The 24,302-nt window shown below is 50.1% G+C and carries 23 protein-coding genes; 21 read left to right on the top strand and 2 right to left on the bottom strand.

The window, feature by feature from the left end:
* The first annotated feature begins 549 nt into the window (after positions 1 to 549).
* The 4 genes from WH37_RS07550 to holA all read left to right on the top strand — a co-directional run bounded on the left by WH37_RS07550 (position 550) and on the right by holA (position 3,990).
* Positions 550 to 945 (top strand): hypothetical protein, encoded by a 396-nt coding sequence (locus WH37_RS07550; RefSeq protein ID WP_046229942.1) that lies wholly within the window; start codon positions 550 to 552, stop codon positions 943 to 945.
* A 185-nt stretch (positions 946 to 1,130) separates the two neighbouring features.
* The gene (locus WH37_RS07545; protein WP_046229941.1) at positions 1,131 to 1,679 is read left to right on the top strand and encodes an RNA polymerase sigma factor; all 549 of its coding nucleotides are present in this window, start codon (positions 1,131 to 1,133) and stop codon (positions 1,677 to 1,679) included.
* Complete coding sequence (locus WH37_RS33410; protein WP_052736863.1) at positions 1,676 to 2,719, top strand: anti-sigma factor family protein; 1,044 nt, start codon at positions 1,676 to 1,678, stop codon at positions 2,717 to 2,719. The genes WH37_RS07545 and WH37_RS33410 overlap by 4 nt, the downstream gene beginning before the upstream one ends.
* 233 nt (positions 2,720 to 2,952) lie before the next feature.
* The gene (holA, locus tag WH37_RS07535; RefSeq protein WP_046229940.1) at positions 2,953 to 3,990 is read left to right on the top strand and encodes a DNA polymerase III subunit delta; all 1,038 of its coding nucleotides are present in this window, start codon (positions 2,953 to 2,955) and stop codon (positions 3,988 to 3,990) included.
* Positions 3,991 to 4,073: 83 nt separating this feature from the next.
* On the opposite strand, the gene rpsT is transcribed toward holA, so the two are convergent.
* Entirely contained in the window at positions 4,074 to 4,346 is a 273-nt protein-coding gene (gene rpsT / locus WH37_RS07530) for a 30S ribosomal protein S20 (protein ID WP_046229939.1), read from the bottom strand.
* A 182-nt stretch (positions 4,347 to 4,528) separates the two neighbouring features.
* Here rpsT and gpr point away from each other — a divergent pair, with 182 nt between their 5' ends.
* From gpr to WH37_RS07450, 16 genes are all read left to right on the top strand, one after another.
* Positions 4,529 to 5,530 carry a GPR endopeptidase gene (gpr, locus tag WH37_RS07525; RefSeq protein ID WP_074904690.1) on the top strand — a complete coding sequence of 334 codons (1,002 nt, stop codon included), beginning with the start codon at positions 4,529 to 4,531 and terminating at the stop codon, positions 5,528 to 5,530.
* Positions 5,531 to 5,753: 223 nt separating this feature from the next.
* Entirely contained in the window at positions 5,754 to 6,980 is a 1,227-nt protein-coding gene (gene spoIIP / locus WH37_RS07520; RefSeq protein WP_046229938.1) for a stage II sporulation protein P, read from the top strand.
* Between the two features lie 35 nt (positions 6,981 to 7,015).
* The gene (locus tag WH37_RS07515; protein ID WP_046229937.1) at positions 7,016 to 7,471 is read left to right on the top strand and encodes a hypothetical protein; all 456 of its coding nucleotides are present in this window, start codon (positions 7,016 to 7,018) and stop codon (positions 7,469 to 7,471) included.
* 104 nt (positions 7,472 to 7,575) lie between these two features.
* Positions 7,576 to 9,393 (top strand): translation elongation factor 4, encoded by a 1,818-nt coding sequence (gene lepA / locus WH37_RS07510; RefSeq protein ID WP_046229936.1) that lies wholly within the window; start codon positions 7,576 to 7,578, stop codon positions 9,391 to 9,393.
* A 115-nt stretch (positions 9,394 to 9,508) separates the two neighbouring features.
* On the top strand, positions 9,509 to 10,678 hold the full coding sequence (gene hemW, locus WH37_RS07505) for a radical SAM family heme chaperone HemW (protein ID WP_143088410.1): 1,170 nt from the start codon (positions 9,509 to 9,511) through the stop codon (positions 10,676 to 10,678).
* Positions 10,679 to 10,812: 134 nt separating this feature from the next.
* On the top strand, positions 10,813 to 11,292 hold the full coding sequence (locus WH37_RS07500) for an N-acetyltransferase (RefSeq protein WP_081418578.1): 480 nt from the start codon (positions 10,813 to 10,815) through the stop codon (positions 11,290 to 11,292).
* A 173-nt stretch (positions 11,293 to 11,465) separates the two neighbouring features.
* Positions 11,466 to 12,491 carry a heat-inducible transcriptional repressor HrcA gene (gene hrcA / locus WH37_RS07495; RefSeq protein WP_046229934.1) on the top strand — a complete coding sequence of 342 codons (1,026 nt, stop codon included), beginning with the start codon at positions 11,466 to 11,468 and terminating at the stop codon, positions 12,489 to 12,491.
* 21 nt (positions 12,492 to 12,512) lie between these two features.
* On the top strand, positions 12,513 to 13,085 hold the full coding sequence (grpE, locus tag WH37_RS07490; RefSeq protein ID WP_046229933.1) for a nucleotide exchange factor GrpE: 573 nt from the start codon (positions 12,513 to 12,515) through the stop codon (positions 13,083 to 13,085).
* A gap of 64 nt (positions 13,086 to 13,149) precedes the next feature.
* Complete coding sequence (gene dnaK / locus WH37_RS07485) at positions 13,150 to 14,976, top strand: molecular chaperone DnaK (RefSeq protein WP_046229932.1); 1,827 nt, start codon at positions 13,150 to 13,152, stop codon at positions 14,974 to 14,976.
* 376 nt (positions 14,977 to 15,352) lie between these two features.
* A complete protein-coding gene (gene dnaJ, locus WH37_RS07480) occupies positions 15,353 to 16,480 on the top strand; it encodes a molecular chaperone DnaJ (RefSeq protein ID WP_046229931.1) in 1,128 nt (375 codons plus the stop codon).
* A 134-nt stretch (positions 16,481 to 16,614) separates the two neighbouring features.
* Positions 16,615 to 16,809: a hypothetical protein gene (locus tag WH37_RS07475; protein WP_046229930.1), complete on the top strand. Its 195-nt coding sequence runs from the start codon at positions 16,615 to 16,617 to the stop codon at positions 16,807 to 16,809.
* A gap of 216 nt (positions 16,810 to 17,025) precedes the next feature.
* Positions 17,026 to 18,024 (top strand): 50S ribosomal protein L11 methyltransferase, encoded by a 999-nt coding sequence (gene prmA / locus WH37_RS07470; RefSeq protein ID WP_046229929.1) that lies wholly within the window; start codon positions 17,026 to 17,028, stop codon positions 18,022 to 18,024.
* Between the two features lie 2 nt (positions 18,025 to 18,026).
* Positions 18,027 to 18,695, top strand: coding sequence for a site-2 protease family protein (locus WH37_RS07465; RefSeq protein ID WP_046230304.1), 669 nt, complete (start codon positions 18,027 to 18,029; stop codon positions 18,693 to 18,695).
* Between the two features lie 269 nt (positions 18,696 to 18,964).
* On the top strand, positions 18,965 to 19,744 hold the full coding sequence (locus WH37_RS07460; RefSeq protein WP_046230303.1) for an RsmE family RNA methyltransferase: 780 nt from the start codon (positions 18,965 to 18,967) through the stop codon (positions 19,742 to 19,744).
* Positions 19,745 to 19,748: 4 nt separating this feature from the next.
* On the top strand, positions 19,749 to 21,179 hold the full coding sequence (mtaB, locus tag WH37_RS07455; protein WP_046229928.1) for a tRNA (N(6)-L-threonylcarbamoyladenosine(37)-C(2))-methylthiotransferase MtaB: 1,431 nt from the start codon (positions 19,749 to 19,751) through the stop codon (positions 21,177 to 21,179).
* A 110-nt stretch (positions 21,180 to 21,289) separates the two neighbouring features.
* On the top strand, positions 21,290 to 21,721 hold the full coding sequence (locus WH37_RS07450; protein WP_046229927.1) for an NUDIX hydrolase: 432 nt from the start codon (positions 21,290 to 21,292) through the stop codon (positions 21,719 to 21,721).
* A gap of 23 nt (positions 21,722 to 21,744) precedes the next feature.
* Here WH37_RS07450 and WH37_RS07445 read toward each other — a convergent pair whose 3' ends face one another.
* Positions 21,745 to 22,719, bottom strand: a complete 975-nt coding sequence (locus WH37_RS07445) for a Na/Pi cotransporter family protein (RefSeq protein WP_046229926.1) — start codon at positions 22,717 to 22,719, stop codon at positions 21,745 to 21,747.
* Between the two features lie 112 nt (positions 22,720 to 22,831).
* Between WH37_RS07445 and WH37_RS07440 the strand changes: the two genes are divergently transcribed.
* Positions 22,832 to 24,211 (top strand): class I SAM-dependent rRNA methyltransferase, encoded by a 1,380-nt coding sequence (locus WH37_RS07440; protein ID WP_046229925.1) that lies wholly within the window; start codon positions 22,832 to 22,834, stop codon positions 24,209 to 24,211.
* Positions 24,212 to 24,302: the final 91 nt, after the last annotated feature.

Here is a 24,302-nt window from a genome sequence, read left to right as displayed (position 1 = left end):
TGCACAAAGATAGACTTGGTGGACACAGCTGCCGCTATTATAACAGGATCATGGGTTAAGGCACAGGCTTCGGACTCAGGAGCCGCTAATGTGCTGCAAATGGCCATTTTGCCGCGATAATGAGGGCGATAACGGATTTCCTGTCCGCTTACAGCCTGTAATCGGATCAAAAGCCAAAATAGCGGAACCTCAGTTCTCCAAAAAAGGAGCGCGCGTCCGAGCTGCGTGTTCTCAGCCACAGTAATCTCGGCAGCAATCGCATGCGGTGGTTTCCCAGCCTTGAATCATCAGAGGACGTTGACCTCGAATAAGCGCCAAGCAAGGAGCAGTGGGCCTACTCCGTTGGCATACACACCCTAAAATAGCAGCATGTCTTAGCAGCTTTTTGCTTATCTTTAGCGCATGAATCAAGCTATACTATACGTTTCCTTCATACACATATTTAGCTAAAGAACAGCTGAGTGGATCACGGTGTAGGCTTCTTTGAAATGATCCTGTAAAATGGAGATAAGCTGCGGCAGGATATCAGAGCAAGGAAGTGTGAATCCGATGATAAAAATAAATAGAGCTGGCAAACATGCCATCGATATCCGATTTGATATAAAGGGTGCAAGAGAGCTTTGTGAAGCTTTCCGTCTAACGCTTACAGGAGAGGAAGCGGCAATTGCTTTGAGTGAAGCCGCACAAATTAACAGTAAAAAAGTGAAAGAGCTGAGGCTTGCACAGGTTAACGACGAAGAAAGTCTCCATTACGCACAATCGGGACTAATGCTGAAGCTCGATAGTGAGAGCATCGAAAACATTTTGGACAAGCTCAGGGCATGTATCGAGGAGGGAAAGGATTTCTTTCCGGCTGAATGCTGCGAAGTGCGCTTTGGCAAAATAAATCTCACCTTCTATGCGTTTCTGGAGAAGGCACTCGAATTAACGAGAAAAACGGACTAGGTCCATGCAGTCATGAAGTTGCTATATACGCTGCTTGCTTTTTTTGATATTCTTGAGTGTGGAGTACGCATGTTTAAATCGGAATATGGGCCATGTGGCTAAAATAAAAAGTGAAATTGTACGAAGGTTTGCAACATTTTACGTAACCTGCTCGTCAGAGAGGTTGCAAGAGAGGGGGATCCTTCGTGGTGGAGCCTGGCCTTATTAGAGCCGCTCAGTCGGGAGATCGCGATGCATTGATTACTCTATTGCGAGAGATTGAAACACATGTTTATCGGACAGCCTACTATATAGTAAACAACGAACAGGATGCAATGGATGCGGCGCAGGAGGCACTCATTCGCATTTATACCAAAATCGGCTCTTACGAAGAAAAAGCCCAATTTAAAACATGGATTCAACGCATTGTAACGAATATCTGCATTGACAAGTTTAGAAGAAACAAACCAACAGTGTCCATTGATGAGCATGATATGGTGTTTCACGAGAAGCAAAATGTAGAGGATGAGGTTTTGTCCGCTTACGCAGCTCAAGACATCCGTAGCGCTATTGACCAGCTTCCCGATCATCACCGCGCTGTTGTTGTACTTCGATACTTGCAGGATTTTTCCTACAATGAAATAGCTGAGTCTCTGGATTTGCCCCTAAACACAGTTAAATCCTATTTATTCAGAGCCAGACAGCAGCTTCAAACGTTACTACATGATTATCAGAAAGGTGGTGTCCGGGGATGAACTGTCAAGAGGTGATGGAATATATGCAAAGGGAGCTTGACGGCGACCTTGATGAATACGAGAAAGCAACCATGACAAACCATTTCAAGCAATGTCCGGACTGCGCAGCAATGTTTGAGCGGCTGAAAACTTTGTCTGCGGAATTGGAAAATCTGCCTCATGTAACGCCAAGCTACAGCCTTGTGGATGCTATTATGCCTCAATTGGAGCAGCTTTCATTCGAAGCGGCTGGCTCTGTTGTGGAGCCGCAAGAGGCGGCAATGCCTAAGCGGAGGAAGTCGCCGGCGCGCGGCGCTTCGTCGAGACTCCGGCAACTCACAGGCGTCATTGCGGCTTGCCTTGTAGCTGGCACATTTATCATTTCCTATAACGCAGGCTGGTTTAATGGGTCGCATTCAAACAATGACATGAGCCAGGCGGAAGCAAGCGCTACTGCTGCTGACAGCCCGATGGCAAATTACGACACGTCAGAGCTCAAGCAATTTGTGGCTACTGACCCACAGGCTTCGAGCGAAGTAAAATCAGAATCGCTTGATACGGGCATGAGTCTTAAAACGAATGTAACAGAACAAGGTGGAATTGTATCAGAACAAGATGGTGGCGGCGTTGCAGGCGGCAGCAGTAGCGAATTGGGAGCTTCTGATGTTGGTTCAGCTTCTGGCCTCACTGCTCCTGACTCCAACAAGGAAAATCCTGATACAGGCACAGACACAAGCATTTCTCAGTCTCCTACTGAAGACAATAGCAGAACATTGGAAAGCCTTTCAGGAGAACCGGAGAAAGCTCCTCTCGCACCAGTCGCAGTGGTTTCTGCAGACGGCGTTTATTCGGCTGAGGTCGTTGGTTATGTCCTTAAGATTTATGAGGCAAGCGACCATAAGCTACTGCTTGAAACCTCGCGCAAAAACGGCCAGATCGCCAATTTGAGCTGGTCGGAGGACAATAAGATATTAAATTATGAAATTCATCTGGAGTCAGGCGGCATTGAAAAATATGCGGTTGATCTGAATACGCTCAAGGATGAAAAAGCGACACATTAATTTTAGTTGAATGTCTACAGGTGTATGCACACTTCCCGCTCTTGCTGCGTATTGTAAAGAGTGGAGAGAAGATGCGACGTGAAAGCCTTGATCGTCGTATGACCATCAGCAGAAGGAGAAGCCATGGATCTTTCTGCTGATGTTTATATAGATGTTCAGGGACAAAGGGATGAAGCCGAACCGGGCTCATCCCTTTGTTGCCGTTCACAGGAGAAGAAAGGGAGGAATAACCTTTGGATGGGAAAGAAGCATTGAAGGAAATTAAGGGCAAGCGATTCCGCCCTATATATGTCGTATTCGGCAAGGACCGCTACCGGATTCAGCAGTTTGCCGATACGCTTGCGGATGCGATGTTTACTGCTGATGAGCGGGAGCTGGGCATCGTCAAATTCGATACAGCGGAAAGTGTGCTGGATGAGGCTGTGCTAGAAGCGGAGACGCTGCCCTTCTTCGTTGAGCGCAAGCTGGTCATCGTCAGGGATGCCGCCGTATTTGCGGCTGGCGGGAAAGAGGGAGGCAAGCTGGAGCATCGCACTGACCGCTTGCAGCAATATATAGAGAACCCTTCAGAAACAACGGTCATCCTGTTTCTGGTTCACGCGGAGAAGCTGGATGAACGGCGCAAGCTCGTCAAGCAGTTGAAGGATCGCAATGCGCTCATCGCTTTCCAAGAGCTGGATGCTTCCGAGTTGAAGGGCTGGGCCATCCGCCGGGCTGCTGAACAGAAACGCACGCTGGACACAGAGGCGGCTGAGCTGCTTCTGTCACGGGTCGGAGCTCATATGCAGCAGTTGGCACTTGAAGTGGACAAGCTCTGTCTGCACGCAGGTGTTGGCGGTCAGATTGGACGCAAGGAAGTGGAGCTGTTGACGGTGTCGACTGTCGAAGAAGATGTATTCGCATTGGTTGATGCGATTGCGGAACTGCAGGTGGACAGGTCGCTGCGATTGTATAGACAATTGCTCATCAGACGCGAGGAGCCGATAAAAATTGCGGCGTTGATTGCACGGCAGCTGCGCATTATGCTCCAAATTAAAGAGCTGGAGCAGCATCGCTATTCGCCGCAGCAAATGGCCGGACAATTGGGACTCCATCCTTATGCGGTCAAGCTGGCTGCGGAGAAGTGCCGGAAGTTTTCAACGTCACGGCTGGGGGCATTGCTGTCCTCTATTGCTGATCTGGATTACAAGATGAAGACGGGGCAAATGGATAAAAACTTCGGCCTTGAGCTTTATTTATTATCGCTTGGCGTAGAGAAGAGAATGGCTTAGTCTAGAGGCCGCATCATAATATACACAAAAAAGCTGTCAACCGGATAACCGGAAGACAGCTTCTTTGTATGTTCAAGGACGGTTTAAGCTTGCGCCGAAAGAGCGTTAAGCTTTTTAGCAAGACGAGATTTTTTGCGGGCAGCCGCATTTTTATGAATCAGGCCTTTAGTAACCGCCTTGTCCAATTTTTTCGTCGCAGCGATTAGAGCTGTTTTAGCAACAGTTACATCAGTGCCGGCGATAGCTTGGTCAGCAGATTTAACAGCCGTACGAAGCGCGGATTTTTGGGAAGCGTTCAAAGCGCGGCGTTTTTCGCTCGTTTTGACGCGTTTAATTGCGGATTTAATGTTTGGCATCGAGTTTCACCTCCTACGAAATATGCACAGGCAATCTTTAGCATACGCTATAATTCTGGATAACACAACTTAAAATATATTATCACGCGTATACCCAAAAAGCAATAGCACGCATGAAAACCAAATGCTTGCTAACACTAACGGCAGAAAGCATTTATTTTTTCAAGGAAGAAGGGTATGCGGTGGGACAACTTGATTTGCAAGCATATAACGTTCGAACAGATTTGGCGCTGGAAGCAAAAGAAATGGCCGAGCAGTCGGGTGGCGTCATTCCGGGCATCCACTCCGAGCGTCAAGAAGAGGATGGCATCGTCATTACAAGCCTTCATGTCCAAGATGAGCAGGGTGCAGCAGCGATTGGCAAAATGCAGGGCCATTACGTCACGCTGGAGGTTCCGGGTCTGCGTACGCAAGATACGGAGCTTCAGAACCGGGTTGCGACGATGTTCGCCAAGCATTTTGAGACTTTTCTTGAACGCATCGGTGTTGGCAAGACGGCACGGGTTCTCATTGTCGGACTTGGCAACTGGAATGTGACGCCGGATGCATTGGGGCCGATTGTCGTAGAGAACGTAATGGTGACCCGCCATTTTTTTGAGCTGATGCCCGATCAGGTTGCACCTGGCTATCGTGCGGTCAGTGCTATTGCACCTGGCGTTCTAGGCATTACCGGCATTGAGTCCAGCGATATTATTCAAGGCATTGCTGAGCGGACGAAGCCGGATGTCATTATTGCCATTGATGCGCTTGCGTCTAAAGCGGTGGAACGGGTGAATACGACGATTCAAATTGCCGATACCGGCATTCATCCCGGCTCTGGCATCGGTAATAAGCGCAAAGGGCTGACGAAGGAGATTTTGGGAATCCCGGTCATTGCCATTGGAGTTCCGACCGTGGTATATGCTTCCACAATCGTGAATAATACACTCGAGCTGATGCGCCAGCACATTGAAACGAACAAGGGCGACAGCAATCAGGTATTTGGAATCATGAACCAGTTGGAGGAGCAGGAGCGGCTGCAGCTCGTCAAAGAGGTGCTTCATCCGCTCGGCCATGATTTGCTCGTCACGCCGAAGGAGATTGACCAGTTCATCGAGGATATCGCCAACATTATTGCGAGTGGGCTAAATGCTTCGCTGCATGATGCGGTTGATACCGATAATGTGGCCGCCTATACCCATTAACAGCAAGCTGCCATACTATGCCTTCAACACATAGGCGTAGTATGGCGGCTTTTTTTATGTAACTTCTTAAATACTCTGTCTATTAAGCATGCCTCTTTCACTCTAAATCTAGCAGCCCATTATATTAAAAATGAGGTTGAGGTCGGTTCTACTAACGCCTACTCGTTCATAGATTAATAGCAGCAGGACAGTTGGAGCACAGAACTGGGAGGTAAGCGAAACGATGAAACGAAAAATCATGCTGCTCGATTTGGCGTATGGAAGCCGGAAAATTCGGCAATTGCTGGTCACAGGAAGAACATTCGCTGTTCTTTCTTTATGTTCGATGATTTTTTTCGTCATTATAGGCATTGCGGCAGTTGCCCAGCGACAAGCGTCAGCTGCGCCAGTGTCTTCGATGAAAGGTTTTGCAGCGGCAGTATCAAGCGGTTTGTTCGGGGATATGCTGGAAATGGAATTGCCCGCCTATCAGGGCAGCAATCAGGCGGACGAGCTGTCTGTGCCGCAGGTCAGCGCTTTTCTAGTCAGGCTGATGACGGATATTAATCCTACCCAGCCCAAAAGCCTGCTAGCAGCAGGCATTCCCGGCATGAGTGCCGGAGATTCTTTTCTCATTCGCAAAGGCAGCGGAACAGATACCGCAGTTGGGCCTGAGGATAATGAGCCGATTCCTTCGCATACAGAAGAAGGAGCGACAGGCGAACAACCAATTGTTGAGCCGCAGCCGTCGCTTCCGCCAAGCACTGTAGACCCCGGGGACAAGCCGGGACAAAGCGGCAGCGGCAATACGAAGCCATCGACGGGAGAAGCCAAGGTCGCATTCATCTATCATTCTCATAATCGGGAATCGTGGTACCCGGAATTGAAGGATGGTGCCAAGGACCCGAATTCCAGCACAACGAATATTACGCTGGTCGGTAAGCGGCTTGCGGAGCAGTTGGAGCAGCGAGGGGTAGGCGCCTTGCATTCAGAAACCGATTATCCGACCGCAATGAAAAATTACAAATGGGAGCTGTCTTACAAATATTCAATGAAGACGGTAAAAGAGGCGCTGGCTAGCAGCAAGGATTTGAAGTTTCTATTCGATCTGCATCGCGATTCGCAGAAACGCAAATATACGACGACCGAGATTAAGGGCAAAAGCTACGCGCAGGTTTATTTTATCATCGGCCATAAAAATCCGAACTGGAAAGAAAACGAGGCGTTTGCAACTCAAATTCATGAAGCGCTGGAGAAGCAGTATCCGGGCATTTCAAGGGGAATATGGGGCAAAACAGCTGCCACAGGCAACGGGGAATACAATCAATCGCTCGCCTCTGACAGCGTGCTGATTGAGGTCGGCGGTGTAGACAATACGCTGGTAGAGTCGTATCGCACCGCAGATGTGCTGGCTAAAGTGATCGCGGATATCTATTGGCAGGATGAGAAGGTTACAGCTTCACAAAGCTAATTGGCGAATCGAGAGTAGAAAGGATGGTGTGCAGTATGAGAAAGCGGCGTGATGCGTTTAAATGGGCAATCATCGGCGGGGTACTCGTTTTTGTTATATTGTATGGCATTGAAATGTCCTCCTCGGGCATTGAACGGATTTACGGGCCGATTGAGGAGACCGGGGCTTCCTCTGTCATTCCGGTAGATGCGATCATTGGGCAAGGCCCAGAAGAAGGCGGCAGTGGAACAACTGTACCTGAAACGCAGGCGATTGCCGGCATGTCGGATGCCGCTTCGCGCAAAATATCCGAGCTGGAGAAGGAGCTGGCCGAGGTGCGGAAGCTTGCTGAGCAAAATGCGCTGTATGACGATCGGCTGCCGGGCATGCCTTATGAAAATCAGGAGCCTTCCGTCAATAAGCTGGCGGATGGCACGGCGGGCTTGCTGCAATCTTTTTCGACCGGAAGCATGGAGTTTATTGTGGATTTGTTTGAAAAGGTGACGAATTAACGAAGGCGCTCTGCCGGAATTTCGGCAACCGCATTGCTGGCGCTCTCCATTGCTGATATAATGGAAAGAATGATTAGCAATAATGGATGGTGTGGGGGTTAGGCATGGCTGACGTACGTGACCGACAAAAGAAAATTAGAAACTTCTCGATTATCGCGCATATTGATCACGGGAAGTCTACGCTTGCGGATCGCATTTTGGAATACACCGGAGCGCTTTCTTCGCGTGAAATGCAAGCTCAGGTGCTGGACCAAATGGATTTGGAGCGGGAGCGCGGAATTACAATTAAGCTGCAGGCTGTTCGTCTGACCTATAAGGCGGATGACGGCGTGGAATATTTGCTCAATTTGATTGATACGCCTGGACACGTCGATTTTACATATGAAGTTTCCCGCAGCCTTGCTGCTTGCGAAGGCGCGCTGCTCGTTGTAGACGCCGCGCAAGGGATTGAGGCGCAGACGCTTGCCAATGTTTATTTGGCACTCGACAACAACCTCGAAATTCTTCCTGTCATCAATAAAATCGACCTGCCAAGCGCAGAGCCAGATCGCGTTAAGCAGGAGATTGAAGATGTTATCGGGCTGGATGCGAGCGAGGCGGTTCATGCCTCGGCGAAGGCAGGCATTGGCATTAAGGAAATTTTGGAGCAGGTCGTTGCAAAGGTTCCGGCTCCTACAGGTGATCCTGATCAGCCGCTTAAAGCGCTGATTTTCGACTCTCACTATGATGCGTATAAAGGCGTTATCGTTTACGTCCGAGTTATTGACGGCAGTATCAAAGCGGGCAAGAAAATCCGTTTTATGGCGACTGGCGCTGAGTTTGAGGTTATCGAGGTTGGGGCGTTCATGCCGCGTATGGGCATTGTAGACGAACTGGCTGTCGGTGATGTAGGCTTTGTCGTTGCTGGTATCAAAAATGTAAAAGACACGCGTGTCGGCGATACCGTAACCGAAGCGAAGCGTCCAGCACCGGAAGCACTTCCGGGCTACCGCCGGATCAATCCAATGGTATTCTGCGGGCTTTATCCGATCGAAACACAGGATTATAACGACTTGCGCGAAGCGCTTGAGAAGCTGGAACTGAATGATGCTTCGCTGCGCTACGAGCCGGAAACGTCGACAGCGCTAGGCTTTGGCTTCCGCTGCGGCTTCTTGGGCCTTCTGCATATGGAAATTATTCAGGAGCGTATTGAGCGCGAGTTCAACATTCCGCTTATTACGACGGCACCGAGTGTTATTTATCAGGTGACGCTGACAGATGGAACGGTCATGAGTATCGACAATCCATCTAACCTGCCAGAGCAGGGCAAGCTTGATTTTATCGAGGAGCCTTATGTAAAAGCAGGAATTATCGTACCGAATGATTATGTCGGCGCGATTATGGAGCTGTGCCAGAACAAACGCGGCGAATTCGTTAACATGGAATATTTGGATACGAACCGCGTCACGATTACGTATGAAATTCCGCTTTCGGAAATTGTATATGATTTCTTCGACCAGTTGAAATCAAGCACGAAAGGTTATGCTTCGTTCGACTATGAAGTGTCCGGCTATCGCAAGTCCAACCTTGTGAAAATGGATATTATGCTGAATGGCGAACAGGTCGATGCGCTGTCAGTTATCGTTCACCGCGACCGGGCGTTCTTCCGCGGACGGATTATTTGCCAGAAGATGAAGGAGCTTATCCCGCGTCAAATGTTTGAGGTTCCGATTCAGGCATCGCTGGGTACCAAGGTTATTGCCCGTGAAACGGTTAAGGCGATGCGTAAAAACGTACTTGCCAAATGTTACGGCGGCGACATTAGCCGGAAGCGCAAGCTGCTTGAGAAGCAAAAAGAGGGCAAGAAGCGCATGAAGCAGGTCGGCAGCGTTGAGGTGCCGCAGGAAGCGTTCATGGCTGTGCTCAAGATCGACGAAAGCTAGAGGGAGAAGGAGAGCCGGGGGCTCTCCTTTTTATCATGATAGAGGCAAGAAGTCAGCCGCACTATGACGGACTGGCGCTTGAAGAGAGCTTGCCGCAGGAAAGCAGGTGTACAGCATGACGATTCATCACGCGCCGCGAGCGCTTTATATTCATATCCCTTTTTGTACGAATAAGTGCCATTACTGCGATTTTACGTCCTATGTGCTGAAAGGCCAGCCTGTGGATGATTATTTGGATGCGCTGGAGCGCGAAATGGAGCGGACGATCAGCGTGCTGCCGCCTGAGCGCATCGATACGGTATTCGTAGGCGGAGGTACGCCGACGGTGCTTACACCGCCGCAGATGGAGCGATTTCTCGCTGCCGTCCGCAAGCATTTTCCGCTGTCACCAGATGTCGAGTTTTCTATGGAGGCAAATCCAGGTACGACGGATGCTGACAAGCTGGCGGCGATGTATGCAGGTGGAGTGAACCGGATCAGCTTTGGCGTGCAATCGTTTAATAACACGCTGCTGGAGCGTATTGGACGCATTCACAATGTCGAGGATGTGTATCGCAGCTTGGAGAATGCAAGAGCCGCAGGGTTTACGAATTTATCGATCGATCTGATGTTTGGCCTGCCAGGGCAGACGGTTGAGCTGCTGGCTGACAGTGTGCAGAAGGCGCTGGCGCTCGAGCTGCCGCATTATTCGCTGTACAGCCTTAAAGTGGAGGAAAACACGTTGTTCCACAAGCTGTATGAGCGCAATGAGCTGCCGCTGCCGACAGAGGATGAGGATTTAAATATGTATTTGCTGCTGATTGAGCAGCTTAAAGCTGGCGGCTATCAGCATTATGAAATAAGCAATTTTGCCCGCCCGGGCTATGAGAGCAAACATAATTCAACGTACTGGCGCAACGAGCCATATTACGGACTCGGAGCCGGTGCTCATGGGTACGCAAACCGCGAGCGCCATGTTAATATTAAAGGGGTACAGCCTTATATTGACGCTACGCTGTCGCGCTTGCCGCGGCTTGATACGGAGACGATTTCCGAGCTTGAGGCGATGGAGGACTTTATGATGGTCGGCCTCCGTCTGCTCGATGGCATTCGTACAGCTGATTTTACCCGCCAGTTTGACGGGAAGACGCTGGAAAGCTATTTTGGCCCGATTATTGATAAGCATTTGAATGACGGCTTGATGGAGCGTCTGGAGGATGAGCGTGGTGCGGGCTATAGGCTAACGGATAAAGGCGTATTGCTCGGCAATGAAGTGTTTGGATCGTTTATTGGCTTGGAAGTTTAGCTAGAGATGGGCAGTTATGAAAATTAATATTAAGAGTTTTTGAAATTGCCTATTGAGAAAACATGCGCGATGTTGTATATTTATTCAATGATAGGTATATGGTGATGAAACAAGCACCGGATGGGGGGAGCAGCATGAAACTAATGGACAGCTTGCAGGCAGTGTGCAGAAAAGCAACCAAAGATGATGTTGACGTATTGTTTGATTTAATTCAAGGCTATGCAGAGAAAGGGATCATGCTGCCCCGTACCCGGTATATGCTTGAGTATTCGATAAACTCTTTTATTGTAGCGGAAGTAGGCGACCAGGTTGTCGGCTGCGGCTCGCTGACGAAGCTCGGCGATAATTTGGTAGAGATCCGGTCACTTGGCATGTCGGATGGCTACAAGGGTCTGGGCATAGGCAGCAAGCTCGTTGACGGCTTACTTGCTGCGGCGAAGGAACAGGGCATTACGAAGGTAATGGCGCTGACGTATGAGGTCGCTTTTTTTCTGCGGAATGGGTTTACGGTCGTGGATAAAGAAATTTTTCCGGAAAAGGTATGGACCGATTGCGTCAACTGTCCGAAGCAGAACGCTTGCGATGAAATCGCAGTTTTGAAAGTGCTGGAGTAAAGGTTTTTCCGAGCCGCCGCAAGTCATTATAGTGAATCTTCTTAAAATAGGCTAACTAAAAATGCCAAACTCACTTGACAATGCTCAAGCGGGTTTGGTATTTTTGTATTAACGATTAGCACTCAATCAAGACGAGTGCTAATGACAGAGCCGATGACTTGGAGGGAATGCGCATGTTGACGGATAGGCAGCGAATGATTTTAACAGCTATCGTAGATGATTATATCCGCTCGGCTGAGCCGGTCGGTTCACGCAGTATTTCTAAGCGCGGTGATGTTGGCTTCAGCCCAGCTACCATTCGTAATGAAATGGCGGATTTGGAGGAGCTTGGTTTTCTGGAGCAGCCGCATACATCGGCAGGCCGGATTCCTTCTACCAAAGGCTATCGCTATTACGTCGATCATCTCATGAGGATGGAAGAGTTGAATGATGCGGATATGACGAAGGTTCGTTCTTTTTTCACCGAGCAGATGAGTCAGATGGAGCAGGTTATTCAGCATGCGGCATCGATATTGTCCAGCCTGACGAACTACACGTCGATTTTGCTGGGTCCGGAGCTGTTCAATACATCGCTGAAGCATTTCAGCCTTGTACCGCTGGATGAGCGTTCTGCGGTCGCCATCATTGTCACTAATACGGGGCGCGTCGAGAATCGCACGATTACGCTGCCGTCTGAGGTGAAGATGGAGGAGCTTGAGAAGGTCGTCCATATTTTGAATACGAAGCTTGTTGGCATTCCGTTAGTGCGCTTGAAATCAAAGCTTTATCTTGAGGTCGGTCAGGAGCTTGAGCGTTACGTCGATCATTGTGAGGAAGTGCTGAGCGTACTGGATCAGGCGCTGCAGCCTGATAATGATCATCGCCTGTTTCTAAGTGGAACGACGAACATGCTGACGCAGCCGGAATTCAAAGATGTTGACAAGGTAAAAACGATTTTGGATTTGCTGGAAGAAACGCCAGCCGTGATGAAAATGTTTTCCTCCTTGCCTTCAGGCATACAAGTGCGCATCGGGACGGAAAATGATAATCTGGCGATTGCCAGCTGCAGCTTGATTACCGCTTCCTATTCGGTTGACGGGCAGCCGCTCGGTACAATCGGCATCCTCGGTCCCACGCGGATGGAGTATGGCAAGGTGATGAGTCTGGTTGATATGATATCTAAAGATATGGCTGCATTTTTGGCCCGCTGGTATAAATGATGAAGGAATGCCGAACGGCATTTGAAGGAGGTGAATAGGGTGAGTAAAGAGCAACAAAATGAAGTGGTTGAGGAGTTAGTGGCAGACGAGACTGTCGAATCGCAAGAAACGGCTGAAGCTGGGCAAAATGAAGCGGAAGCGGTTGATGCGCGTTACGCAGAGCTTGAGAAGCAGCTCGACGAGAGTCAGCAGCGCTACCTTCGCACACAAGCGGACTTTGACAATTTCCGTCGACGTTCCATTAAGGAAAGAGAAGAGCTGGCGCGTTATGCGTCGATGAAGCTCGTTACTGAGCTGCTGCCGGTAGTCGATAACTTCGAGCGGGCTACAGCTGCAGCTTCCGTCAATGATGACGCCCAGGCACTTGCGAAAGGCGTGGATATGATTTTCCGCCAATTGACGCAAACGCTGGAACAGGAAGGTCTCACAGCGATGAATGTCGTTGGAGAAGCTTTTAACCCTGACTTCCATCAGGCGATTATGACGGTGGAATCCGATGAATATGAAGAGGGAATTATTGTGGAGGAAGTTCAGAAAGGCTACATGCTGAAGGAGAAGGTTCTCCGTCCGGCAATGGTTAAAGTGAGCGGCTAACCGATATTTTCCTTTGAAAATAGAATGTATAGAATGAAGAACCATTATAAGGAGGAAATTCACGATGAGTAAAGTAATTGGTATCGACCTTGGTACAACAAACTCTTGCGTTGCAGTAATGGAGGGCGGCGAAGCTGTCGTTATCCCTAACCCGGAAGGCAGCCGTACAACCCCTTCGGTCGTTGGCTTCAAAAAAGACGGTGAGCGCATCGTCGGCGAAAGCGCGAAGCGCCAAGCGATCACTAACCCTGACCGCACCATTATTTCGATCAAGCGCCATATTGGTACAAACCATAAGGAAAGTATTGATGGCAAAGATTATTCGCCACAAGAAATTTCCGCAATCATTTTGCAAAAGCTGAAGTCTGATGCAGAAGCTTACTTAGGTCAAACAGTAACGCAAGCCGTTATTACGGTTCCTGCTTACTTCAATGACAGCCAGCGTCAAGCAACGAAAGATGCTGGTAAAATCGCAGGTCTGGAAGTTCTTCGTATCGTCAACGAGCCGACAGCAGCAGCTCTTGCTTACGGCCTTGAGAAAACAGAAGATCAAACGATTCTCGTTTATGACCTTGGCGGCGGTACATTTGACGTATCGATTCTTGAGCTTGGTGATGGCTTCTTCGAAGTTAAAGCGACAAGCGGCGACAACAAGCTGGGCGGCGACGATTTTGACCAAGTCATTATCGATCACCTTGTAGCTGAATTCAAAAAAGAGCAGGGCGCAGACCTTTCTAAAGATAAAGCGGCTGTACAACGTCTGAAAGATGCTGCTGAAAAAGCGAAAAAAGAACTGTCCGGCGTTATGTCGACAACGATTTCGCTGCCGTTTATTACAATGGTAGATGGCGTTCCTCAGCATATGGAAACGAACCTGACTCGTGCAAAATTTGAAGAACTGGCAGCTGACCTCGTAGAGCGCACGCTGAAACCAACTCGTCAAGCGCTGAGCGATTCCGGTCTGTCCGCAAATCAAATCGACAAAGTCGTTCTTGTAGGCGGTTCGACGCGTATTCCTGCCGTTCAAGAAGCCGTTAAAAAACTGATCGGCAAAGATCCGCACAAAGGCGTAAACCCGGATGAGGTTGTTGCTTTGGGCGCGGCTGTTCAAGCAGGCGTATTGACTGGCGATGTGAAAGACGTTGTATTGCTTGACGTTACTCCGCTTTCTCTTGGTATCGAAACAGCAGGCGGCGTCTTCACGAAGATGATCGACCGCAACACAACGATTCCAACAAGCAAATCGCAAGTGTATTCGACGTATGCTGACAATCAGCCAGGCGTTGAAATTCACGTCTTGCAAGGCGAGCGCGAAATGGCAGCGGGCAACAAGACGCTAGGCCGTTTCACCCTGAGCGATATTCCTCTTGCACCGCGCGGCGTACCACAAATCGAAGTTACTTTTGACATCGATGCGAACGGTATCGTTAACGTATCGGCACTGGATAAAGGCACTGGCAAAAGCCAAAAAATCACAATCACTTCCTCCAGCGGTCTAAGCGACGCGGAAATTGAACAAATGATGAAGGATGCCGAGCTGAATGCGGAAGAAGACCGCAAACGCCGTGAGCTGGTAGAAGCGAAAAACAACGCTGACCAACTCGTATACTCGGTAGACAAAACGATTAAAGATCTTGGCGATAAAGTTGCTCCAGAAGAAATCGAAAAAGCAAATGCTGCGAAAGAGAAAGTAACAGCCTCGCTTGCAACCGATAACCTGGAGGAAATTAAAGCAGCTTCTGATGAGCTGACTGAAATTGTTCAACAGCTGTCCGTGAAGCTGTATGAGCAAGCGGCTGGGCAGCCAGGCGCAGAAGGCGAACAGCCGGAAGCAAAAGGCAAAGACAATGTGGTTGACGCTGACTACGAAGTAGTTGACGACAAAAACTAAGCTTGTTGTGCGGAAGAGGTCAAAGACAGGGCTTCCCCTGTCTTTGACCTTGTTCCATGATTAGAAAAGCTTCGACGAATAATGGAGACGAAGCTATACTTTCTTAAAAGGATAAGTTGAACAAAAGAAATATATGCAGCACGGGAGTAACGGAGAGAAAGGTTGGAACTGGAGAGAGCTACAGCTTTTCGTAGAAAAGCCGCTTCGTAAGCATTAGCCTTTGTTTTCTTATTTCATCCTCAACGAGGTATAATAAAAGAAATCAGAAAACAACAGCGGCCGAAAGTCCACCCTTTCTCGCAGTTACGACCTTGGCGCACATAAAAGTCATTTGTCCCAGCTTATCCAACACATTTATGGGCGGAGGTGATACCGTTTGTCAAAAAGAGATTATTATGAGGTTCTGGGTGTAGGTAAAGACGCTTCAGCGGATGACATTAAGAAATCGTACCGTCAGCTCGCGCGAAAGTTTCATCCGGACGTCAACAAGGCGGCAGATGCCGAGACGCAGTTTAAGGAAGTCAAGGAAGCTTACGACGTGCTGAGTGACGATGGCAAACGCTCAACCTACGACCGATACGGGCATGTTGACCCGAATCAAGGCATGGGCGGCGGAGCTGGCGGTTTCGACGGCGGCGGCTTCGGCGATATTTTTGATATGTTCTTTGGTGGCGGCGGTGGCCGTCGTGATCCGAATGCGCCACAGCGTGGCAGCGATTTGCAATATACAATGACGATTGATTTCAAGGAAGCGGTATTCGGCAAAGAAACGGAAATTACGATTCCGCGTACCGAGACATGTGATACTTGCAGCGGCTCTGGAGCGAAGCCAGGAACGAAGCCGGACACTTGCTCCGTATGTAGCGGTACTGGTCAGCAGGAGGTTGTGCAAAATACGCCGTTCGGCCGAATGGTCAACCGTCGTGCTTGCTCCAACTGTAGCGGAACAGGCCGCGTAATCAAAGACAAATGCGGAACTTGTCATGGCGCAGGCAAAGTGAAAAAACAGCGTAAAATTACAGTGAAAATTCCAGCTGGCGTTGATGAAGGCGCACAAATCCGGTTGTCCGGCGAAGGTGAAGCTGGCCAACGCGGCGGTCCTGCGGGCGATTTGTACATCGTTATTCGCGTAAGAGCGCATGAGTTTTTCGAGCGTGAAAACGACGATATTTATTGCGAGGTTCCTCTTTCGTTCGTACAGGCGGCACTCGGTGATGAAATCGAAATTCCGACGCTGACCGAGAAAATCAAGCTGAAAATTCCAGCGGGCACACAGACGGGCACGTATTTCCGCCTGAAAGGCAAAGGCGTTCCAAAGCTGCGCGGATATGGACAGGGCGACCAGCATGTTAAAGTAACGGTCGTTACGCCACAGAAGCTGACGGATGAACAGAAAGAGCTGCTTCGCCAGTTTGGCGGCGTTACAGGCTCAGTTCCGACAGAAACGGCAGAAAATCACGAATCGATTTTTGAACGGATGAAAAAGGCGTTCCGCGGCGAATAAGCGCGGATCGTCTTTTTTTTCTGAAAGCATGCGAAAAAACGAATAATAATGGCGCTGGTTTTCCATTCTATCAAAGTAGGAAGCGGGGCGGCGGAATGCCGCCTACCTATATGAAGAAGGAGGCTGGGCCCATTATGGCTGATCAACACATACGCGCTGTATTTGAGCATTCTGAGGCGGCGCAGGGAGCGCTGCGCAAGCTGCAAGCGCTTCGTGTAGATGGACATGCAGATAGTACGGAACTTACCGCGACGCTTGAAGAGCATGTCAAAGACAGGGCGATGCGCCTGATTGAGGATGCGGGCGGAAGTATGGAGCAATGGATGTAACCGGGCAAGGATAAAAGTCGGTACTGGCGTTCGCAAGCGGGAGAGGGCAGGGGCAAGGGGCCTGCCCTCTCTTTTTGCTATGCACGGAAGTCGATTTAGCCGCTGGAAAGGCTGTAAAATAGCAGGATCATCACATTTTCAAATACATATTTTGTGCATCAATGCGGATTGGTGTACAATAGATGTTAGTTTTTCACACTGGAGGCGTAGAAGCAAATGAAATGGCATGAACTTACAATCTCGACGACTGAGCAAGCGATTGAGATGATTTCTAATTTTTTGCATGAACGGGATGCAGACGGGGTTTCCATTGAAGAATCCGGCACGCTGAACAAACAACGGGACACATCCCTCGGCCAGTGGTACGAAACGCCACTGAATGATATTCCGGAAGGACAAGCCGTTATAAAGGGGTATTTTTCGGAAGGAACAGATATTGGGGTTTTGAAAGCAGAGCTGGTAGCTCCGATCGAACAGCTGCGCGAATTCGGCATTGATCCAGGCGATTATGAAATTACTTCGCAAATGGTAGATGAAGAGGATTGGGCGACAGCATGGAAGCAATATTTCAAGCCGCTTAAAGTATCGGATACACTAACGATCAAGCCGACGTGGGAAGAGTACGAAGTTGCGCCGAATGAGAAAATTATTGAGCTTGACCCCGGCATGGCTTTTGGGACAGGTACACATCCGACAACTTCCCTCTGCCTGCAAACGCTGGAATCCGTTATTAAAGGCGGAGAGGAAATCATTGACGTTGGTACAGGCTCGGGCATTTTGGCGATTGGGGCTTGCAGGCTGGGTGCCAGCCGTGTGCTTGCACTTGATCTTGATCCAATTGCTGTAACGAGTGCGACTGAAAACGTACGCCTCAACGGTCTGGAGCAGCAGGTCGAAGTTAAGCTCAGCGATCTGCTTGGCGTATTAGGCGGCAAAGGGGCACGCGGATCTGTTGGCTCTAATGAATCAACGACTGTCACAGTGCCAGTTGATCTGGTCGTTGCGAATATTTTAGCAGAAATTATTTTGTTGTTTATTGATGAAGTCTATCAAGCGTTGAAACCGGGCGGACTGTATATTTCCTCCGGCATTTATAAAAACAAGGAAGAGCTTGTAGAGCAGGGGCTTGTGAAAGCCGGCTTTATCGTGGAAGAAACACGCCGCAATGAAGATTGGGTTGTATTCGTTGCACGCAAGCCACAGGTAACAGAATGAATATGGATGGGTGGTTTGCTTATCCGACCGCTGAATTGCCTTTTGCTGTGCTTGTGCTTATTATTGCTTTCACCGTTCACGAGTTTGCGCATGCTTACACGGCGTACAAGTTCGGTGACAATACAGCCTATGATGCAGGCAGGGTAACGCTGAATCCGCGCGTTCATTTGGACGTGCTGGGGATGATTTTGATTTTGCTTGCCGGCTTTGGATGGGCGAAGCCCGTACCGGTAAATCAAAATCGCTTTAAGCATCCGCGCTTAATGGGTGTTATTGTGACGGCAGCGGGCCCGCTCAGCAATTTTGTGCTCGGCCTGCTCGGCATTATTCTTTATTATGTCAGCATCAAGACGGGCTTGTATCATATGGGCTCTGTCGGCGTACAGGATGCTTTGCAAGTATTTTTCTCTTATTTCATTTCACTTAACTTTTTGTTGTTTATTTTCAATCTGATACCGCTGCCGCCACTGGACGGTTACCGGATTATTCAAAATGTCGTACCGCTTAAAGTAGGCTATAAAATGGAGCAGAACATGCAGTGGGGTATTATTATTTTCCTGCTGCTGTTGTTCATTCCTCCGCTTCGCGCTGTGACCATTAGTCCGATTCTTAATTTTTCGCAGGAATTGGCAGCCTATTTTATGGGTTTGCTCGGAGGGCTGTTTATTTAAATATAGGAAAGGATATGATTTTTCCATCCTTTCTCTATATTTCTACGCGAAACGGTAGCTTTGCCGCCAGAGGACGGAGGGCAGCCGTTTGCGCTTGAAATATAAGAATTTATAAGTTTCACACCTATAAATATGCTTATATTTCTCGGAATGAAACGCGCCGCGCCGCCAAAGGACGGAGGGCAGCCGTTTCACCTTGTGTGACACGGTTTGGTCATGGATTTTCGACATGAAAACATGCTATTATGAAGGATGGTTATGTAGACGATATGCAGCGGTATTTTATAGCGAAAGAGCAGTTTGTAGATAATGAAGTCCGCTTGCTGGGCGAGGATGCTTTCCACGCCGTGCGCGTCATGCGGATGAAGGCAGGCGATACGTTTATTGCAAGCGACGGCGAGCAGCGGGTCGTGCTTGCTTCTGTGCGGGAAGCGGCGTCCACCGAGGTTGTGGCGGATATTGCAGAAGAGCTTCCCCAGAATAGCGAGCCGCGCTGGTCCGTTACGATTGCCCAAAGCTTGCCGAAAGGCGACAAGATGGAGCTGGTCATCCAGAAAGGCACCGAAATTGGCGCCTATTCGTTTGTCCCATTTCAGTCGGAGCGCATGATCGTGCAATATGACGGCAAGAAGGAAGCGAAGCGTCTGGAGCGTTGGGGCAAAATCGCGAAGGAAGCGGCGGAGCAATCGCATCGCTGCCGTGTTCCGGCTGTAGAGCCGGTACGAAGCTGGCGCGAGCTGGTCAAATCGATCACTTCCTACGATTTAGTTTTGTTTTGTTACGAGCGCGAAGGCGATGCAGCGGAAGGCGTGGGCATTAGGCAGGCGCTGACTAGCTGGCGCTCTAACGGGGGAAGCGATATTTCCGCTCCCAGCGTATTGCTTATGGTAGGGCCGGAGGGCGGCTTTACCGAGCGTGAAGCAGATGAGGCAGAAGCAGCAGGAGCAATCAATGTCGGCCTCGGCAAAAGGATATTGCGGACGGAAACCGCAGGTATCGTCGGACTGACATGCGTGCTGTATGAAGCTGGAGAAATGGGAGGAGTATAACAACATGCCATCGGTTGCATTTTATACATTAGGCTGCAAAGTGAATTTTTACGACACAGAAGCGATATGGCAGCTTTTTAAAAATGAAGGCTACGAGCAGGTCGATTTCGAAGCGACCGCTGATGTTTATTTAATCAATACCTGTACGGTGACCAATACAGGCGATAAGAAGAGCCGCCAAATCATTCGCCGCGCGGTGCGCCGCAATCCGGACGCTGTTATAGCGGTAACAGGCTGCTATGCGCAGACGTCGCCGGCTGAGATTATGGCGATTCCCGGCGTCGATCTCGTTATCGGTACGCAGGACCGCGATAAAATTATGACGTATGTCGATCAAATTCATACGGATCGCCAGCCGGTCAACGCTGTGCGCAACATTATGAAGACGCGCGAGTTCGAGGAACTGGATGTACCGGATTTTGCCGAGCGTACGCGGGCGTTCCTGAAAATTCAGGAGGGCTGCAACAACTTCTGTACATTCTGCATTATTCCATGGTCGCGCGGATTATCCCGCAGCCGGGATGCGCATAGCGTTGTTGAGCAGGCGAAGCAGCTGGTTACGGCAGGCTACAAGGAAATCGTGCTTACGGGCATTCACACCGGCGGCTATGGCGACGATTTGGATAATTACCGCCTGAGCGACCTGCTGTGGGATTTGGATCATATCGAAGGGCTTGAGCGGATCCGCATCAGCTCGATTGAAGCAAGCCAGATCGATGAGGCGATGATTGATGTGCTGAATCGTTCCACAAAAATGTGCCGCCATCTCCATATTCCACTGCAGGCCGGCGAAAATTCCGTGCTGAAGCGGATGCGCCGCAAATATACGACCGAGGAATTCGCGGCGAAAATCAAGCGTATTCGCGAGGTTATGCCGGGTGTCGCCATTACAACGGACGTCATCGTTGGTTTCCCTGGCGAAACGGACGAAATGTTCGAGGAAGGCTTCCGCTTTATGGAGGAGCTGGGCTTCTCTGAAATGCACGTGTTCCCGTACTCCAAACGGACGGGTACACCGGCAGCTCGCATGGAAGATCAAGTGGATGAAGAAGTGAAGAACGAACGCGTTCACAAGCTGATCGACTTGTCCGAGCGCATGCAGCTTGCTTATGCAGAAAAATATGTAGGCGCTGTGCTTGATATTATCCCAGAGCGCGACTACAAGGGAGCTCCAGGGACGGGACTCGTTATGGGCTATTCCGACAACTATATTCAAGTTGTATTCAACGGAACCGAGGATTTAATCGGCAAGTTGTGCCGCGTGAAGGTTACGGAAGCTGGCGTCAATGAATGCCGTGGCCAGCTCGTGCGAGTGCTGGAAGGCGAAGCGCCTGCGCTTCGCGGCTCCGAGACACACAGCTTCGTGCTGGAGCTCGACAATGAGCAGGATCAGCAAGCCGCTGTTCATACAAATGCAGAAGCATTAAGAGCATAACAAAAGGCCATACAATGGGCGGGAATTTCGGACGCTGCTTCCGAGTGGAGGGAGCGGCTGAAATTTTCGCGATTGCGATATGATGTCAATCAGGCAAGGGGGAAACAGGTGTGAAGGAAATATCAGCAGGAGGCGTCGTCTACCGCCGCACGGAGGAAGGCAAGCTGCAAATTCAGCTTATTCAGGATCGTTATGGCAAAGTATCGCTTCCCAAAGGCAAGATGGAGGCAGGCGAAACCGTTGAGCAGACCGCATTGCGGGAAATTGCTGAAGAAACGGGGCTTCAGGGCAATATCATAGCACCTATTGACCAAATTAAATATCAGTACCAGCATGATGCCTATGGTACGGTCGATAAAGAGGTTCACTATTACCTGGTTGAAGCCATCGGCGGCGATTTGCAAGCTCAAGTAGAAGAAATTCGCGGGGTGGATTGGTTCGAGCCGCTCGATGCCTGGAGACGCCAGAAGCAATCCGGCTATGACAACAATAATCGCATCGTCTCTGGTGCATTAGAGCTGCTTGGCATTCCATTTACATAGCTATATGGTATAGGGTTGGAAGTTTAATTTTCGTGCGGCAAGCGTCGCAGCACTGGCAAATAGCAGAGCGGCAGGGCGAGCAGCGAGCTGAAAATATTAAACAGCGTTTGTGCATGGGCAATTTGCGCCGCTGGAGCTGCGGTCAGCCAAGCTGACATTCCAGCGAGCAGGCTGACAAACGGCATAAAGAGCAGCGCGCCGCCGACATTCAGCGCAATATGGGAGAGCGCTACGAATTGTCCAGCGCGCGAACCGCCGATAGAAGCGAGCAGCGCAGTGACGCAGGTGCCGACGTTTGCGCCCAGTACAACGGCAATACCGACCTCTAGCGGCATCGCTCCGATTGCAGCAAAACCCATAATAATGGCAATGACAGCCGTGCTGCTATGCACGGCTGCCGTTAGCACCGCGCCGGCGGCCAGCCCCCACCAGAGGCTGACCGCCGTTTTGCTCATAAACCAGTCAAACATGGCGCTTTGCTGAATGTCCGGGCCAACGCTTTGCATTATCGCCATGCCGGCGAGCAAAATGCCGAAGCCGAGCGTGGCAACGGAAGCGGAGCGAATTGTATTAAGCCAGCCGCCAGTCCGCAAGGCGGGGATAAGCTGCAGCTCGCCGAGCAGTGCAGTTAGCAGCCAGGCAGAGGCTGAGAGAATGAGCAGCGGCGCTGTAAGACGTTCAAGGCTTAGCCCAAGCAGCTCCGTCGTCAGGCAAGTGCCGATGTTGGTGCCGAGAATGATGCCGAGCGTTCGCGGAAAGGTGAGCAGTCCGGCATTGACGAGGCCTATAGAGATGACGGTTACGGCTGTACTGCTCTGAAGAAAAGCAGTAGATATGGCGCCAGCCGCCAGTCCGTGAATGGGCGTAGCGGTAAAACGCTGCAAAATACGATTCAATTGCGTGCCAGCTAGGCGGTGCAGCGCTAGCTCCATTAGCTTCATGCCGCTTAAGAACAATGCAAAGCCGATCGCAATCGGCAAAATAATAGAATGAAGCATGGGCTGGATCTCCTTTTCTAAAAGCGAGTGACAGGTGTACCCATACATATATGCAGATAACAAGACAAGCATGACAAGCATGACAAGCATGAGAGAGGTTGGTTTTGCCATAATGACGAGAGCAAAGATAGCGCTGCAGCGCGGGCGCAAAAAACGTTTGGAGCAGGGTCATCCATGGGTATATGCAAGCGAGATTGATAAAATGGAAGGCACCGCGGAGCCAGGCGGCTTGGTTGATGTAGTCAGCCACCAAGGACGATATTTGGCAACGGGCTATTGGAATCCGAAATCGCAAATTACGGTGCGGATTATTTCGTTTAAGCCGCTGGAGGCGATGGATGCTGCTTTTTTCCATGAGCGTTTCCAGCAGGCGAAGGAGCATCGCAGTCGTTTTGTGCCGGATCAGGATTGCAGGCTCGTATACGGAGAAGCTGATTTTTTGCCAGGGCTGACCGTTGATCGCTTTAATGATGTGCTGGTCATCCAATTGCTGACACTCGGCATGGACATTCACCGCGATGCGATCATTGAAGCGCTTATCGAGGTGTTTGAGCCGCGCGGCATTTATGAGCGCAGCGATGTCGGCGTTAGACAGCTGGAGGGCTTAGAGAAGCGTACAGGTGTGCTGTACGGGGAATGCCCGGCGATATTGGAGATCGAAGAAAATGGGCTTAAGCTTGAGGTTGATATTGTGGAAGGCCAGAAGACAGGCTATTTCTATGACCAGCGTGAAAATCGCGCCTCCATCGCTCCGCTGATGAAGGGCTGGGGCCTCCGCAGCGGCATTAAACGGATGCCGAAGCCTGCCGAGGCGGGCAGTGCGAGTGCAGAAACGACAGGCGAACTCGTTCCAGTCAATGCAAATGGCAAAGAAGTGACCTTCCCCTACTGGGATGGTGCGACGGTGTTGGAATGCTTTGCGCATACGGGCAGCTTTACCTTGCATGCCTGCAAATATGGGGCGAAGAAAGTGACCTGCTTGGACATTTCCGAGCATGCCATTGACACGGCGCGCCGCAATGTGGAGCGCAACGGCTTTACCGATCGCGTACAATTCGTCGTAACCGATGCTTTTGACTACTTGAGGCTGCAAACGAAGGGGCTGGAGGAGCGTCTGGAGCGCAGCCGCGCAGGCACGGATACGTCCAAGCCGATTAGTGGAGGCGGCCAAACCTGGGATGTTGTCATTTTGGACCCTCCGGCGTTTGCCAAAACGAAAAATGCGGTAGCAGGCGCTGTCCGCGGCTATAAAGATATTAATTTGCATGGCATGAAGCTTGTAAATGAAGGAGGCTATCTGGTAACGGCGAGCTGCTCGTACCATATGCGTCCTGATTTGTTCCTGGAGACGATCCAGGAGGCCGCTTCTGATGCAGGCAAGCTGCTCCGGCTCGTGGAATGGCGGGCGGCAGGCAAGGATCATCCGCAGCTGCTTGGCGTAACAGAAGGGCATTACTTGAAATTTGCCATCTTTGAGGTGCGCAGCAAATAACGGAAACCTCTTGAACGGCGAGTATGCTTTCTGCTCGTTCAAGAGGTTTTTTTTCAAATAGCTAAGAACGTATGTTTGAAGGACTCGTGAA

The sequence above is a fragment of the Paenibacillus algorifonticola genome (assembly GCF_000971975.1).
In the GTDB taxonomy this organism is placed as follows: domain Bacteria; phylum Bacillota; class Bacilli; order Paenibacillales; family Paenibacillaceae; genus Pristimantibacillus; species Pristimantibacillus algorifonticola.
This window is presented reverse-complemented; position numbering and strand designations above follow the sequence as displayed.

Bases quoted from the DNA above. Each gene is read 5' to 3' on its own strand.
- WH37_RS07550 (WP_046229942.1), top strand. From the start codon at position 550: ATGATAAAAATAAATAGAGCTGGCAAACATGCCATCGATATCCGATTT.
- WH37_RS33410 (WP_052736863.1), top strand. From the start codon at position 1,676: ATGAACTGTCAAGAGGTGATGGAATATATGCAAAGGGAGCTTGACGGC.
- rpsT (WP_046229939.1), bottom strand. From the start codon at position 4,346: ATGCCAAACATTAAATCCGCAATTAAACGCGTCAAAACGAGCGAAAAA.
- spoIIP (WP_046229938.1), top strand. From the start codon at position 5,754: ATGAAACGAAAAATCATGCTGCTCGATTTGGCGTATGGAAGCCGGAAA.
- WH37_RS07515 (WP_046229937.1), top strand. From the start codon at position 7,016: ATGAGAAAGCGGCGTGATGCGTTTAAATGGGCAATCATCGGCGGGGTA.
- lepA (WP_046229936.1), top strand. From the start codon at position 7,576: ATGGCTGACGTACGTGACCGACAAAAGAAAATTAGAAACTTCTCGATT.
- hemW (WP_143088410.1), top strand. From the start codon at position 9,509: ATGACGATTCATCACGCGCCGCGAGCGCTTTATATTCATATCCCTTTT.
- WH37_RS07500 (WP_081418578.1), top strand. From the start codon at position 10,813: ATGAAACTAATGGACAGCTTGCAGGCAGTGTGCAGAAAAGCAACCAAA.
- hrcA (WP_046229934.1), top strand. From the start codon at position 11,466: ATGTTGACGGATAGGCAGCGAATGATTTTAACAGCTATCGTAGATGAT.
- dnaK (WP_046229932.1), top strand. From the start codon at position 13,150: ATGAGTAAAGTAATTGGTATCGACCTTGGTACAACAAACTCTTGCGTT.
- WH37_RS07475 (WP_046229930.1), top strand. From the start codon at position 16,615: ATGGCTGATCAACACATACGCGCTGTATTTGAGCATTCTGAGGCGGCG.
- prmA (WP_046229929.1), top strand. From the start codon at position 17,026: ATGAAATGGCATGAACTTACAATCTCGACGACTGAGCAAGCGATTGAG.
- WH37_RS07465 (WP_046230304.1), top strand. From the start codon at position 18,027: ATGGATGGGTGGTTTGCTTATCCGACCGCTGAATTGCCTTTTGCTGTG.
- WH37_RS07460 (WP_046230303.1), top strand. From the start codon at position 18,965: ATGCAGCGGTATTTTATAGCGAAAGAGCAGTTTGTAGATAATGAAGTC.
- mtaB (WP_046229928.1), top strand. From the start codon at position 19,749: ATGCCATCGGTTGCATTTTATACATTAGGCTGCAAAGTGAATTTTTAC.
- WH37_RS07445 (WP_046229926.1), bottom strand. From the start codon at position 22,719: ATGCTTCATTCTATTATTTTGCCGATTGCGATCGGCTTTGCATTGTTC.
- WH37_RS07440 (WP_046229925.1), top strand. From the start codon at position 22,832: ATGACGAGAGCAAAGATAGCGCTGCAGCGCGGGCGCAAAAAACGTTTG.